Annotated in this window: 10 protein-coding genes; 2 read left to right on the top strand and 8 right to left on the bottom strand. The window is 72.6% G+C overall.

Translation table 11 applies throughout. The features are described from left to right. Positions 1 to 34: 34 nt before the first annotated feature. From PZC42_RS01805 to PZC42_RS01790, 4 genes are all read right to left on the bottom strand, one after another. Complete coding sequence (locus tag PZC42_RS01805; RefSeq protein WP_277207792.1) at positions 35 to 2,878, bottom strand: ExeM/NucH family extracellular endonuclease; 2,844 nt, start codon at positions 2,876 to 2,878, stop codon at positions 35 to 37. Positions 2,879 to 3,027: 149 nt separating this feature from the next. After that, on the bottom strand, positions 3,028 to 3,702 hold the full coding sequence (locus PZC42_RS01800; protein ID WP_277207788.1) for a GAF and ANTAR domain-containing protein: 675 nt from the start codon (positions 3,700 to 3,702) through the stop codon (positions 3,028 to 3,030). Positions 3,703 to 3,822: 120 nt separating this feature from the next. Further along, positions 3,823 to 4,194 (bottom strand): sterol carrier family protein, encoded by a 372-nt coding sequence (locus tag PZC42_RS01795; RefSeq protein ID WP_277207786.1) that lies wholly within the window; start codon positions 4,192 to 4,194, stop codon positions 3,823 to 3,825. Between the two features lie 21 nt (positions 4,195 to 4,215). Further along, a complete protein-coding gene (locus PZC42_RS01790; RefSeq protein ID WP_277207784.1) occupies positions 4,216 to 5,712 on the bottom strand; it encodes an RNB domain-containing ribonuclease in 1,497 nt (498 codons plus the stop codon). A gap of 122 nt (positions 5,713 to 5,834) precedes the next feature. Between PZC42_RS01790 and PZC42_RS01785 the strand changes: the two genes are divergently transcribed. Next, positions 5,835 to 8,066 (top strand): NADP-dependent isocitrate dehydrogenase, encoded by a 2,232-nt coding sequence (locus PZC42_RS01785; protein ID WP_277207780.1) that lies wholly within the window; start codon positions 5,835 to 5,837, stop codon positions 8,064 to 8,066. Positions 8,067 to 8,139: 73 nt separating this feature from the next. Here the strand turns inward: PZC42_RS01785 and PZC42_RS01780 are convergent, their stop codons facing one another. The 3 genes from PZC42_RS01780 to PZC42_RS01770 all read right to left on the bottom strand — a co-directional run bounded on the left by PZC42_RS01780 (position 8,140) and on the right by PZC42_RS01770 (position 10,340). Next, positions 8,140 to 8,502 carry a LapA family protein gene (locus tag PZC42_RS01780; RefSeq protein WP_277207778.1) on the bottom strand — a complete coding sequence of 121 codons (363 nt, stop codon included), beginning with the start codon at positions 8,500 to 8,502 and terminating at the stop codon, positions 8,140 to 8,142. A gap of 111 nt (positions 8,503 to 8,613) precedes the next feature. Next, positions 8,614 to 9,711 (bottom strand): fatty acid desaturase family protein, encoded by a 1,098-nt coding sequence (locus PZC42_RS01775; RefSeq protein WP_277207776.1) that lies wholly within the window; start codon positions 9,709 to 9,711, stop codon positions 8,614 to 8,616. Positions 9,712 to 9,947: 236 nt separating this feature from the next. Beyond that, on the bottom strand, positions 9,948 to 10,340 hold the full coding sequence (locus tag PZC42_RS01770) for a hypothetical protein (protein WP_277207774.1): 393 nt from the start codon (positions 10,338 to 10,340) through the stop codon (positions 9,948 to 9,950). 166 nt (positions 10,341 to 10,506) lie between these two features. Between PZC42_RS01770 and PZC42_RS01765 the strand changes: the two genes are divergently transcribed. Next, positions 10,507 to 10,992: a Dps family protein gene (locus tag PZC42_RS01765; protein WP_277207772.1), complete on the top strand. Its 486-nt coding sequence runs from the start codon at positions 10,507 to 10,509 to the stop codon at positions 10,990 to 10,992. Positions 10,993 to 11,174: 182 nt separating this feature from the next. Here PZC42_RS01765 and purL read toward each other — a convergent pair whose 3' ends face one another. Beyond that, complete coding sequence (gene purL, locus PZC42_RS01760) at positions 11,175 to 13,520, bottom strand: phosphoribosylformylglycinamidine synthase subunit PurL (protein WP_277207770.1); 2,346 nt, start codon at positions 13,518 to 13,520, stop codon at positions 11,175 to 11,177. Between the last annotated feature and the right edge of the window lie 57 nt (positions 13,521 to 13,577).

The raw sequence follows: 13,577 nt of genomic DNA, 5'->3' as shown, positions 1-13,577 counted from the left end.
CCCTCGAGCCTATCTCCCGAGCGCACCCGTCCGGTCAGCCCTGCCTCTGCCAGGGTCCGTGTGCGAGGCCCGGCTCCTGGTTCCGCGTCCACCAGCGTGCCTGCCACCGTTCGCCGTCGTGCACCACGGTCTCGCCACCGACGTACACCTGCGAGGAGGTCCATGCCGGGTACGTGCCGGCGTCGGTCTCGACGGGCTGACCGACCTCCGCCCAGGCGCCCCACGGGCTCGATCCGGGCGTCTCGCCGCGGGTCCACCACAGCGCCTCGAAGACCTGGCCGTCGTGGCTCACCCGATCGCCTGCGGTGTAGACCACGCCGCGCTCCCAGGCGGGGTCCGTGGGCTCGGTGGGGCCGTCCGCCCCGAGATCCAGACCGACCAGCAGCGGGTCGTGGTCGGAGGAACGGAAGGGCGTCGTGTCGTACAGGATCGTCGCGTTGTAGTTGTACCGGCTGTACTCATTCGCCACGGGCTCGTAGGCGTTGATGTTCCAGATGTCCGTGCCGGTCACGGCGTCGAGAGCCGCCGGGGAGGCGAGCACGTGGTCGAGCGAACCCACCTGACCGCCGAAGGAGTACGAGTACTTCCCCGTCGTCGGACCCAGGTCGGTGTACCCGGCGTCCGTCAGGACCTTGATCGGGTCCTCCTGCTCGTAGGCGTTGAAGTCGCCCGCCAGCAGCACCCGGTCGGTCCCGGCGTCGGCCGCGACCTCGTCGGCGAAGTCCACGAGCGCCGTCGCCTGTCGGACGCGCGACTCGTTCGACGCGCCCTGCCCGTCGCCGGCGTCGGCGTCACCGGGCCACGGCCCGGCCGACCCCTTCGACTTGAAGTGGTTCGTGACGACCAGGACGTCGTCCCCCGCGTCGGTCGCCGCTCCGCCGGCCGGCTGGAACACCTGCGCGAGCGGCTCGCGGGCGTTGCCGAAGGCCTCGGAACCCAGCAGGATCCGCGACTCGCCGACCGTCTCGGCCGCGTCCGGGCGGTAGATGAAGGCATTGCGGATGACGTCCTCGTCGGCCGGAACCTCCGCCGGCGAGGGCGCGTACGCCCAGGTGCCGGCCCCTTCCGCAGCGTTCAGTGCGTCGACCAGGTCGGCGAGCGCCTGGTCCCGGTCCTTGCCGAACGCGGCGGAGTTCTCGACCTCCTCCAGCGCGACGACATCGGCTCCGAGCTCGCCGATCGCGGCGACGATCTTGGCCTCCTGGCGCTCCAGGTTCTCGGCGTCGGCGGCACCGCGGGCGAGACAGCCGGTGCGCACGCTGATCGGGTTGCCCGCGCGGTCCGTGTAGTACTGGCAGCCGTCGACCTGGTCCCCGGTGGTGGTGAAGTAGTTGAGCACGTTGAAGGTGCCGACGGTCAGGTCACCGCCCACGTCCTGGGGCGAGGCCTCCCGGGTGTCGGCGAACGTGGCGGGCTGCACGAGGTCGGCGTTCTCGCCGGTGAGCTGTTCGAGCGGCTGGAAGGACCAGGCGCTGTAGCGGTAGTCGAGGATCACCGGCCCCGTGAACGTGACCGTCGCGCCGACGCGCACCGGGTCGGCGTCGTTCAGCCACGGCAGCGGCGTGGCTGAACGGGCGGAGCCCGAGTAGTTCCACGTGGCGCCGTCGTCGAGCTGGACGGCGCGTGCCGCGTTGTCGGCCGCCTGGGCGGTCGCCTCGTCCGAGCCGGGCCTGCCGACCGAGGTGGGCTGCACCAGCGGGGTGTCCCCCGCGGCCAGCCCGACGGTGCCGTAGAGGTTCGTGGAGTAGTTGTCGGTCACGGTGTAGTCGCCCTGGGGCGCCAGCAGCATGCTCTCCAGCGCCTCACGCTCCGCCTCGGTGGCGGGCCAGGTGGTCGCGGTGGGCTTGACGGCGGCGGCGGGCTCGTCCAGCACGGTCCACGACGTCGGCGTGACCTGCGTCAGGTCGAAGTACTCGCCGACCACGCCCGTCACCTCGAGATGGTCACCCACGGCGACCTGCCCGGCCGCGTCCGCCGAGTAGACGAAGACGGCGTCCGAGGCGCCCGGCGTGGCGTCCTCGGCCGGGTCGCCCCCGGAGCCCTCGGTCTGCAGGTAGAGGCCGTCGAAGCCGCCGGTCGGGTATGCCGCGGTCACGACGCCGCGGGTGGTGACGGTCTCGCCCACGAGCGGCGAGGCACTGCCGGTGCCCTGGATCTCCGCGATCGTGACGGTCTGCGGCTCGGGCTCGTCGGTCGGCGTGGGGGTCGGTTCGGGCTCCGGGTCGGCGCCGCTGCCGGCGGGCGTCGGCGTCCCGATGGTGAAGTCGGCGGCGTTGTCGACGGTGTTGACGTGCTCGACCCGCGACACCGACGTCGAGTTGGTCGTGGCCCGAGCGGGTGCGCCCCCCAGGTAGGTGTTCGCCGAGCCCCAGCCGACCAGGTCGACGAGGTCGGCGACGTCAGCGCATGCCGCGCCCAGGCACGAGAGCCGTTCGGTCGAGGAGACCAGCGCGACCTTCGCCCCCGTGCCCGACATGGCGATGGTTCCCTCCACGTCGGGTGCCGGGAGGTCGGGCAGGTCGGTGTTGCTGCCGTAGGCCTGCGCGACGAGGAACGACCCGCCCGCAGGGACCTCACCGGTCAGGTCGGTCTGACCTGACCAGGTGGTGCCTGTGGCGGAGCCGTACTGCACGGACCAGCCGTCGAGCGCGACGGGCTCGTCCCCCGGGTTGTACAGCTCGATGAAGTCCCGGTCGTAGACGGCGCCGCTGTTGCCACCGCCGCCGTAGACCTCGTCGATGACGACGGCGGAGCCCGGCGACGGCACGGCGGCGGACGGGACGGTGGGCAACGCGACAGCGGCCGGCACGAGCACCGCGGCGAGCGCCGCCGTCCAGGTGGTCCGGAGGCGTCGCAGGGTCGGTGACGTGGCGGTCACGCTGGTCTCCTCGGCTGGGTCGACAGGTGGGCCCAGCCAAGCAGCCCGGTGTGAACGAGGGCTGAACCCCAGGTCACGGCTGTGCTGCCGGCAGCAGGCCGGTGCCCGCGACGCTATCGCCGCCCACCGACAACCGCACCACGAGCCGGTCAGGCGGTCGACCCCTGCTCCTCCTGCCCGGGGACGTCGACGTCGACCAGGGCACGCAGGATGGTCTCGGCGACCTCGCGCTGCCCGACGTTGCGGTGGTGCGACGCGGACTCCAGGATCCGCCGTGCCTCGTCCTCGCTGCACTCGTTGGTGTGCATGATGGCCCCCACGGCACGCTCGGTGACGAGGGCGTCGGACATGTGGCGGTACAGGCCGGCCGTGACGTCCTCCAGCTCGGCGAGCTCCATGTGCACGCGCACCATCGAGGCGATGAGCTGGGCGTAGCCGTCGGCGGCGGTCAGCAGCTCGGGCGTCCACGGGTCGGGCGAGCGGGAGTAGAGGTTCAGCGCGACCGCGATCCCGTCTCCCACGAGCGCGGGGACCGCCAGCGCGGACGAGTAGCCCTCCCGGAGCGACTGGTCGCGCCAGGCCACCCAGCCGGCCGCCTCGGAGATCTCCGGCACGACACGGACCGAGTGCTGGTCCATCGCGGCGATGCAGGGACCGCTGTTCGCCATGGACTCGGCCTGGTCGCAGCGGGCGGCGGAGGCGGTGCTGCTGCCCGCCCGCAACGACACCCCGTGCTCACGCACGATCACGCTCGCCTCGATGGTGGCACCGAGCACCGAGGCCGCCCGGCGCGCGAACTCGTCGGGGTACGCCGAGATGTTCATCGCGCCGCTCCTTGTCTACCGGGTCAGGACGGCACGAGGTGCCGAGGTCCGACCACCGCCTGGCTCCTCACCGTAGGCACATCGCCGACGGACTCGCCCGGGCGCCGCCGTGCCGGGGGCTCAACGCGTGCGCGCCGCCTGCAGCGGGAGCCATGCGGACAGGTCGGCCCGCTCCCCGGACGCGTGCACGCGTCCCGCCGCGACGGCGTCGGGCCATGCGAGGCGCCCGGTGACCAGGGCGAGCCACGTCTCGGCGTCGGTCTCCACGACGTTGGGCGGCGTGCCGCGGGTGTGGCGAGGTCCGGCCACGGCCTGCACCGCGCCGGCCGGCGGCACCCGCACCTCGACGGCGTTGCCGGGCGCGACGGCGGCGAGCTCCTCCAGCGTGAACCGGACGGCCGTCGTCGTGCCGCGGCGGTCCGTCCCGCCGGTCAGCCACTGCGCGACCGCGGCGCGGCCGGCCGCCGGGTCCGTCCGTCGTCGTGCAGGCATGCGGACACCCTAGACGCCGCGTCACGGCAGGGTGAAGAGCACCCGCCGCTCCGCGACCGAGGTCTCTGCGAGGGTCACCCGTACCCGCTCCCCGAGCGGCAGCTCGGCACCGTCCGCGCCCACCACGGCGGCACGGACCGCCGGCTCCTTGAGCATGACCTGGCCCCGCGCCCGTCCAGGCCTGTCGGCACCCGCCCGGGTACCGCCGTCGACGTCCACGACCACCGCGTCGAAGTGCCGGCCGACGCGCGACCCGAGGAGGACCGCCTCGACGATGTCGACGCACGCCCGCTCGAAGGTGCCGGCGCGGCGCGCGGCGTCCTGCATCGTCCCCGGCAGCGCGGGCAGCGCCGCGAGGACCCACTCGGGCACGTCGCGGCCAGCCGACTGCGCGAGGCAGATCTCCGCGCCGTACCGGTCGACCAGACGTCGCAGCGGCGCTGTGACGTGGGCGTACTCCGCTCCGATCGCCGTGTGCCGGGCGTCCGCCGGCAGGCCGACGCGCGCACCGCCGTCCGGCCCCGGCACACCGAACGCGAGGTAGCCCGCACCGCGGAAGAGCGTCGTCGCCTCGTTCAGGAACGCCGCGTGGGCCGCCCGACGGGACTCGAGGCGTGGCAGCAGCTCGGCGTAGCTCGTGTCCTCCGGCCACTCGATCCCGAGCGCCGCCGCCGTGCGCCGCAGCCTGGCGACGTCACGGGACGCCGCCGGGGGCAGGGTCCGGAAGATCCCCACCCCGGCCTCACGCATGAGCCCGGCCGCCGCGATGCCCGTGAGCAGCGAGATCTGCGCGTTCCACTCCTCGATCGGCAGGGTGCGGCGCAGCTCCAGGTCGTAGCCGCCGTCGGCGCGGCGCACCACCTCCTGCTCGGGGACCGCCAACGAGACGCCCCCGCGCTCCTGCTCGCGCGCGTGCCGCAGCCGCCCGACGTCGGCCAGGAGCGTCAGCGACTCCGGCGCGGACCCGGCGTCGAGCGCCGTCTGCGCCTCGCCGTAGGTGAGCCGCGCCCGCGAGCGCACGACCGCCCGGGTGACGGTGGTGCTCGTGATCTCGCCGGACGAGTCGACAGCGGTCGTCCACAGCACCGCCGGGCGGTCCTGGTCGGGCAGCAGGCTCGCCGCCCCCTCCGAGAGGACGGTCGGGTGCAGCGGCGTGTGCGCGTCGGGCCCGTAGAACGTCAGCCCGCGTCGGTGCAGCTCGGCGTCCAGGGCACCCCCGGGCGAGACGAACGCCGCGACGTCCGCGATGGCGTAGCGCACGATGTACCCGTGGCCCGACGACGCGACGTGGACCGCCTGGTCCAGGTCGAGGGACCCGGGCGGGTCGATCGTCACGAAGTCGATGTCCCGACGGTCCTGCCGGAAGTCCTTCAGGTCGCCGCGTGCCGCACGTTCCGCCTCCGCCCGGGCGTCGGCCGGGTACATCGCCGGGACCCCGATCTCGGCGCGCAGCGCGGCGAGCGCGGACACGACGTCCTCGGGGCTGGCAGGCGCTAGTCGCAGGTCTCGGGTGGGCACGCCACGACCGTAGTTCTGCCGGTGCGCCGACGCGCGCCGAGGGAGACGTGGTTTCGACACGGCACCTCGCGGCAAAGTATCTTGACATCAAGCAATCTCGACGTCCTCAGGAGCGCCTCCGCATGACGACCCAGTCCCAGCCAGCCGCCGCCCGGATCCTCTACACCTACACCGACGAGGCGCCGCTGCTGGCGACGTACTCGTTCCTCCCGATCGTCCAGGCGTACGCGGCGAAGGCCGGCGTCGAGGTCGACACCCGCGACATCTCCCTCGCCGGGCGCATCCTCGCCCAGTTCCCGGAGCACCTGACCGAGTCCCAGCGCGTCGGTGACGCCCTGGACGAGCTCGGCCGGCTGGCGACGACGCCCGAGGCGAACATCATCAAGCTGCCCAACATCTCCGCGTCGGTGCCGCAGCTCAAGGCAGCCGTCGCCGAGCTGCAGGGCCAGGGCTACGCGATCCCGGACTACCCGGAGGAGCCGCGCACCGACGCCGAGCGCGAGACCCGCGCCCGCTACGACAAGGTCAAGGGCTCCGCGGTGAACCCCGTCCTGCGCGAGGGCAACTCCGACCGCCGCGCCCCGGCGGCCGTGAAGAACTACGCCAAGGCGCACCCCCACTCCATGGGTGAGTGGGTCCCGGAGTCGAAGACGAACGTCGCCACGATGGGCGCGGACGACTTCTTCTCGAACGAGAAGTCCGTGACGATGCCGGCCGCGGACACCCTGACGATCCGCCTGCGCACCGCCGAGGGCACCGAGGTCCTCAAGGACGGCCTGGCCGTCGAGGAGGGCGAGGTCGTCGACGGGACGTTCCTGTCCGTCGCCGCGCTGCACCGCTTCCTGGCCGAGCAGATCGAGCGGGCGAAGGCCGAGGGCGTGCTGTTCTCCGCGCACCTCAAGGCCACCATGATGAAGGTCTCCGACCCGATCATCTTCGGCCACATCGTCGAGGCGTTCCTGCCCGAGGTCTTCGAGCAGTACGGCGCGCAGCTCAAGGCCGCGGGGCTCTCGTCCCGCGACGGCCTGGCCGGCATCCTGTCCGGCGTCGACGCCCTGCCCGACGGCGAGGCGATCAAGGCCGCCGTGGCGAAGGGTCTCGAGGACGGCCCCGCCCTGGCGATGGTGAACTCCGACAAGGGCATCACCAATCTGCACGTGCCCTCCGACGTCATCATCGACGCCTCGATGCCGGCGATGATCCGCATCGGCGGCCACATGTGGGGCCCGGACGGCGCCGAGCACGACACCCTCGCGGTCATCCCCGACTCCTCGTACGCCGGGGTGTACCAGGCCGTGATCGACGACTGCCGTGCCAAGGGCGCCCTCGACCCGGCCACCATGGGATCGGTGCCCAACGTGGGCCTCATGGCCAGGAAGGCCGAGGAGTACGGCTCGCACGACAAGACCTTCGAGATCCCCGCCGACGGCACCGTGGAGGTCGTGAACGCCGCCGGCGAGGTGCTCATCTCCCACGACGTCGCGGCCGGCGACGTCTGGCGCGCCTGCCAGACCAAGGACGCACCGATCCGTGACTGGGTGGCCCTGGCCGTCCGCCGCGCCCGCGAGTCCGGCGACCCGGCCGTGTTCTGGCTGGACGCGAACCGCGCGCACGACGCCCAGCTCATCGCCAAGGTGGAGCAGTACCTCCCGGACCACGACACGGACGGTCTGGAGATCCTCGTCATGGCCCCGGCCGAGGCGACGCGCTACTCCCTGGACCGGATCCGCGAGGGACTCGACACCATCTCGGTGACGGGGAACGTGCTGCGCGACTACAACACCGACCTGTTCCCCATCCTCGAGGTCGGCACGTCGGCCAAGATGCTCTCGATCGTGCCGCTGATGAACGGCGGCGGGCTCTTCGAGACGGGCGCCGGCGGTTCGGCGCCGAAGCACGTCCAGCAGCTGTTGGCCGAGAACTACCTGCGCTGGGACTCGCTCGGCGAGTTCTTCGCACTGGCGGCGTCGTTCGAGCACCTCGCCCGGGTGACCGGCAACGCGAGCGCCCAGGTGCTCGCGGACACGCTGGACCGCGCGACCGGGACGTTCCTCGACCAGGACAAGTCCCCGACGCGCCGGGTCGGTGGCATCGACAACCGCGGGTCGCACTTCTACCTCGCCCTGTACTGGGCGCAGGAGCTGGCCGCGCAGACCGAGGACGCCGAGCTGGCCGCGGCGTTCGCCCCGCTGGCCGCCACCCTGACCGAGAACGAGTCGAGGATCGTCGACGAGCTGCTCGCGGCGCAGGGCAACCCGGTCGACGTCGGGGGCTACTTCTACCCGGACGGAGACAAGGCCGCTGCCGTCATGCGGCCGTCGAAGACCCTCAACTCGGCGATCGACACGCTCTGACCACAGCACGCACGACGGCCCCGCGCCCGCCCCGAGTGGGCGAGGCGCGGGGCCGTCGGTGTGTCCCCGGGGGTCAGCCGCCGTGGGAGACCCGACGGCGGAGCTGTCCGATGCGGACCGTCCCCACGACCAGGGCGATGGCGCCCACCCCGACCCCCGCGACGAGGAGGGCGAGGGCGAGCGAGATCGTGCCCTGCATGCCGAGGAACGAGATCAGCACCGGCTGCGTGTTCTGGACCATGAACGTCACGAGGGCGACCAGGAGCAGACCGGCGATGCAGAGGCCGACCCATGCCACGCCGGCGCGGGTGCGCGGCGTCCGCGCGATGGGAATGACCGTCCGTCGAGACCGTGGGGACGTTCCTGCCCCGGTCCAGAGCGGGCCGGGCGTGCTCGGCTGGCCGTTGGTCGTGCGGTAGACGTGTGGGGCGGCCATGACGGCCTCCTAGCGGTTCCGGGCCCGCGCACCTCAGACGGGGCACCTTCGCCCGGATATCTCGACGCTACACCTCGTTCCTCACGAGGCCGCCCAGACCGCGCGTCGCCGCTACCGCCCCAGGCTGGCGGCGAGCGGGCAGGAGAACGGGTCCCGAGCGCGCCCCGGGACGTCGTTGAGGTAGCCGACCACGATCCGGTAGGACGTGAAGAACCCCACCTCGGTGTAGGTGACGCCGAGCTCTGCGCAGTACTCCCGGACCAGGGGCTGGACCTGCTTGAGGTTCGGCCGCGGCATGCTCGGGAACAGGTGGTGCTCGATCTGCCGGTTGAGACCCCCCATGAGGAGGTCGACCACCAGGTTGCCGCGGATGTTGCGGGACATGAGCACCTGCCGGCGCAGGAAGTCGACGTCGGCGCCGGCCGGGACGATCGGCATGCCCTTGTGGTTCGGGGCGAACGCACCGCCCAGCAGCACGCCGAAGACGGCGAGCTGTGTCGCGAGGAACGAGACCGCGATCCCGGGCGGCAGCAGGATCGCGAGAGCCGCGACGTAGAGCACCAGCCTCCCCAGGAGGAGCGGGAGCTCCACGGCCCGGTGCGGGACGGGACGCCGGGCGACCAGCGTGCGCACGCTCGCGACGTGCAGGTTCAGCCCTTCGAGGGTCAGGAGCGGGAAGAAGAACCAGCCCTGGCGCCGGGCGAGCACGCCCCGCCAGCCACGCCGGCTCGCGAGGACCTCCGGCGTGAAGGCGATGACACCCGGCGAGATGTCCGGGTCCTGGCCCACCTGGTTGGGCGCGGTGTGATGAGCGTCGTGCTTGGCGGTCCACCACGAGAAGCTCAGCCCGACGAACGCGTTCGCGAGGATGCGAGCGGTCCAGTCGTTCCACGGCCGGGAGCGGAACATCTGCCGGTGGGCGCTGTCGTGGCCGAGGAACGCCAGCTGGGCCAGGACGAACGCCAGCGCGGCCGCCAGCGCCAGCTGCCACCACGAATCCCCGACCAGCACGACGCCCACCCACACCGCGCCGAACGCCGTCACGGTGAGGCCCAGTCGTGTCCAGTAGTAGCCGTACCTGCGTCGGAGCAGCCCGGACTCCCGGACGATCTTGGCCAGGACCGAGTAGTCGCGGGTCATCTGCCGCCCCGCCGAGCGGGGGCGTACGGCGGCCGGGACCGCGAGCGGTCTGTCACTCGAACCGGACATGTCAGACCTCCGTCCGGTCCGTTGCGGCACGTTGGGCCTGCGCCGCGTACCGACGCGTCAGCTGGCCAGGGAATCCCGTGCCCGGCACACCCTGGAGGGACCGCGCCGCGTCCTGGACCGTGGGGGAAGAGGTTGAGCTGATCATCGTGCCGTCCGATCCTCGGAGCCGCCTCGGCTCGTGCCGTCCCTGTCCAGGCGAGTGAGCGGCGTCACTTCGACATTACACCCGGCGGCCCTCACCAGGACCAGCCGCGCGAGGCGAGCTCGAGCTCCTCACGCATGCGTTCCGACTCGGTGGACGCCTCGTCCGCCCGCAGCGGCCGGTCGACGACGGCGAGCCCGGCCGCGCGGCACGCCTCGCGCAGCATCGCGTCGTAGGCGCCCTGCACGGCACGCCAGTGGTGCGCCCGGGCATAGACCTCGGGATCCTCGGCGACCGCACGCAGCTCGTGCGCGAGCTCGCCGAGACGCATCTGGATCGCCAGCGTGACGAGCGGGTCGGGCCCCGCCCGCCGGCGACGGCGGCGATCCACGGACGCCCGGTGGGGCGCCGAGCGCAGCCAGGAGCCGACGGCCATGGTCGTGAGCACGAGCACGACCGCCATGAGGTACACCAGCGGCCACGTCATCGGGAACCTCCCTTCCCCCCATCATAGTGAGGTGCGCCACCTTTTTGCTGAGCCCTCGAGGAAGGTTCGGCTGCCCTTGGCCACCCGCCCCATGTATGCCGGGCCTTGCTGGCGGACCTGCGGAGATGCGCCTCACCTGGAATCGTTCCAGAGAGCGAGGAACACCATGTCCGCACCGTCGATCCACCGCAGCACGCAGCGCGCCACCGCGTCGGAGAAGCTCCGCACCCACCTGCAGCGGGTCCTCGTGGCGCTGGTCGACCTGCACGCCCAGGGCAAGCAGGCCCCCTGGAACGTGACCGGCCGCGGCTTCCGCGACCTGCACCTGCAGCTCGACGAGCTGGTCGACGTCGCCCGCGACCACAGCGACACCGTCGCCGAGCGCCTCCGCGCGCTCCAGGCCGTGCCCGACGGCCGCACGGAGACGGTCGCCACCACGACCGACCTGTCGCCCTACCCCGCAGGGCTCGTCCCGGTCGGCGACACCGTCGACGCGATCGTCGAGCGGGTCGCGCAGACGGTCGAGATCGTCCGCGAGGTGCACGACGACGTCGACGCCGAGGACCCGACCTCGGCCGACCTGCTGCACGAGATCATCGCCGACCTGGAGAAGCAGGCATGGATGATCTCCTCGGAGAACTCGGAAGCCTGAGCAGTCTCAGCCGAGCCGTCGTCGGCCGAGCCTGCGGTTCCGCTGCGGGCGAGCGCCTCGTGCCTCGGCCCGCACCCTCCGCTGCACCTCCGTCTCAGCCGAGCTCGTGTCGGCCGAGCCTGCGGTTCCGCTGCGGGCGAGCGCCTCGTGCCTCGGCCCGCACCCTCCGCTGCACCTCCGTCTCAGCCGAAGATGCGGGGCAGCGTGCCCTCGTGCGCCTCGCGCGCCTCGTCCAGCGGGATCTCGAAGGACTCGTCGCCGAACGCCACGGCGACGGCGTCGCCACCGGTCACCCCGAGACGCGTGACCGGCACGCCCGCCGTCTCCGCGGCCGCCACGACCTCGGCCTCGCGGTCCTGCGCGACCGCCACGAGCGCCCGCGCGGTCGACTCGCTGAACAGCGCGGCGAACGGGGTCACGTCGTCACGGGCCGTCAGCGCGTCGAGCGAGACCGAGACCCCGACGCCGTAGCGCAGCGACGCCTCGATCAGCGACTGTGCGAGGCCTCCCTCCGACAGGTCGTGCGCCGCGCTCGCCGCACCGGAGCGCCGCGCCTCGACGAGCACGCCTGCCAGCGCACGCTCCGCGGCGAGGTCCACCCGCGGCGGGAGACCGCCGAGGTGCTGGTGCTCGACATCGGCCCACGCCGAGCCGTCGAGCTCGTCGGCGGTGGCGCCGAGCAGCAGCACCGCCAGCCCCTCGGCACGCCAGCCGGACGGCAGCGCGGTGCGCACGTCCTCGATGACACCGAGGACGCCGACCACCGGCGTCGGGTGGATCGAGGAGTCGATCTGCCCGGGCTCGCCCGAGCCGTTGTACAGCGAGACGTTGCCGCCGGTGACGGGCACGCCGAGCTCCTGGCAGGCGTCGGCCAGGCCCTCGATGGCCTCGACGAGCTGCCACATCGAGTCGGGGTGCTCCGGGGAGCCGAAGTTGAGGCAGTCGGTGACGGCGAGCGGCTGCGCGCCGGTGGTCGCCACGTTGCGGTAGGCCTCGGCCAGGGCGAGCTGTGCGCCGGCCCGCGGGTCGAGCTTGCCGAAGCGGCCGTTGGCGTCGGTGGCCAGGGCCACGCCCAGCCCGGTCGACTCGTCGACGCGGACCACACCGCCGTCGTCGGGCTGCGCGAGCGCCGTGTTGCCCTGGACGTAGCGGTCGTACTGGTCCGTCACCCAGGCGGCCGAGGCGAGGTTCGGCGAGGCGAGCAGGCGCAGCGCCGTGGCGCGCAGCTCGGCACCGGACTCCGGGCGGGCCAGACCGAGGCCCGCGACGGACGCCCGCTGCAGCTCGTCCTGCCAGGCCGGGCGCGCGTACGGGCGGTCGTAGACCGGGCCCTCGTGCGCCACGGTCTTCGGGTCGACGTCGACGATGCGCTGGCCGTGATGGTCGATGGTCAGGCGCCCCGAGCCGTTGACCTCGCCGATGACGGAGGTCTCGACGTCCCACCGGCCGGTGATGGCCAGGAACTCGTCGAGCTTCTCGGGGGTGACCACGGCCATCATGCGTTCCTGCGACTCCGACATGAGGATCTCGCCGGCGTTCAGGGAGGGGTCGCGCAGCAGCACGTCGTCGAGGTCGACGTGCATGCCGCCGTCGCCGTTCGAGGCGAGCTCGGAGGTCGCGCAGGAGATGCCGGCCGCGCCGAGGTCCTGGATGCCCTCGACCACGTTCGCCGCGTAGAGCTCGAGGCAGCACTCGATGAGCACCTTCTCCATGAAGGGGTCGCCCACCTGCACCGACGGCCGCTTGGCGGGCACGCCGTCCTCGAACGTCTCCGAGGCGAGGATGGAGGCACCGCCGATGCCGTCGCCACCGGTGCGCGCGCCGAACAGGATCACCTTGTTGCCGGTGCCGGAGGCGTTGGCGAGGTGGATGTCCTCGTGCCGCAGCACGCCCAGGCACAGCGCGTTGACGAGCGGGTTGCCCTGGTAGGAGGAGTCGAAGACGAGCTCACCGCCGATGTTCGGCAGGCCGAGCGAGTTGCCGTAGCCGCCGACGCCGGAGACCACGCCGTGCACGACGCGCGCGGTGTCGGGGTGGTTGACGTCGCCGAAGCGCAGCTGGTCCATCACGGCCACGGGGCGCGCGCCCATCGAGATGATGTCGCGCACGATGCCGCCGACGCCGGTGGCGGCGCCCTGGTAGGGCTCGACGTAGCTCGGGTGGTTGTGGGACTCGACCTTGAAGGTGACCGCCCAGCCGTCGCCGATGTCGACGACGCCGGCGTTCTCGCCGATGCCGACGAGCAGGTGCTCGGTCATCTCGGGCGTGACCCGGTCACCGAACTTGCGCAGGTGGTTCTTGGACGACTTGTACGAGCAGTGCTCGGACCACATCACGGAGTACATCGCGAGCTCGGCGGCCGTGGGGCGCCGCCCGAGGATGTCGCGGATCCGCTGGTACTCGTCGGCCTTGAGCCCGAGCTCGCCGTACGGCTGGGTCTCGCCCGGGGTCGCCGCGGCGTTCTCCACGGTGTCGAGCGTCGGGCGCGGGGTCGGTGCGGTGGCGGCACGGTCGGCAGCGGCGGTCATAACTTCCCTCGGGTCGCACGGGGTACCGGACCGGGTGATCTCCGTGCGCACGCGGCG

Source organism: Isoptericola croceus (assembly GCF_029382255.1).
GTDB lineage: Bacteria > Actinomycetota > Actinomycetes > Actinomycetales > Cellulomonadaceae > Isoptericola > Isoptericola croceus.
The sequence above is the reverse complement of the archived record's forward strand: the minus strand, read 5'-3'. Positions and strand labels throughout refer to the sequence as shown.

Bases quoted from the DNA above. Each gene is read 5' to 3' on its own strand.
- PZC42_RS01770 (WP_277207774.1), bottom strand. From the start codon at position 10,340: ATGACGTGGCCGCTGGTGTACCTCATGGCGGTCGTGCTCGTGCTCACG.
- PZC42_RS01765 (WP_277207772.1), top strand. From the start codon at position 10,507: ATGTCCGCACCGTCGATCCACCGCAGCACGCAGCGCGCCACCGCGTCG.
- PZC42_RS01785 (WP_277207780.1), top strand. From the start codon at position 5,835: ATGACGACCCAGTCCCAGCCAGCCGCCGCCCGGATCCTCTACACCTAC.
- PZC42_RS01800 (WP_277207788.1), bottom strand. From the start codon at position 3,702: ATGAACATCTCGGCGTACCCCGACGAGTTCGCGCGCCGGGCGGCCTCG.
- PZC42_RS01775 (WP_277207776.1), bottom strand. From the start codon at position 9,711: ATGTCCGGTTCGAGTGACAGACCGCTCGCGGTCCCGGCCGCCGTACGC.
- PZC42_RS01795 (WP_277207786.1), bottom strand. From the start codon at position 4,194: ATGCCTGCACGACGACGGACGGACCCGGCGGCCGGCCGCGCCGCGGTC.
- PZC42_RS01780 (WP_277207778.1), bottom strand. From the start codon at position 8,502: ATGGCCGCCCCACACGTCTACCGCACGACCAACGGCCAGCCGAGCACG.
- purL (WP_277207770.1), bottom strand. From the start codon at position 13,520: ATGACCGCCGCTGCCGACCGTGCCGCCACCGCACCGACCCCGCGCCCG.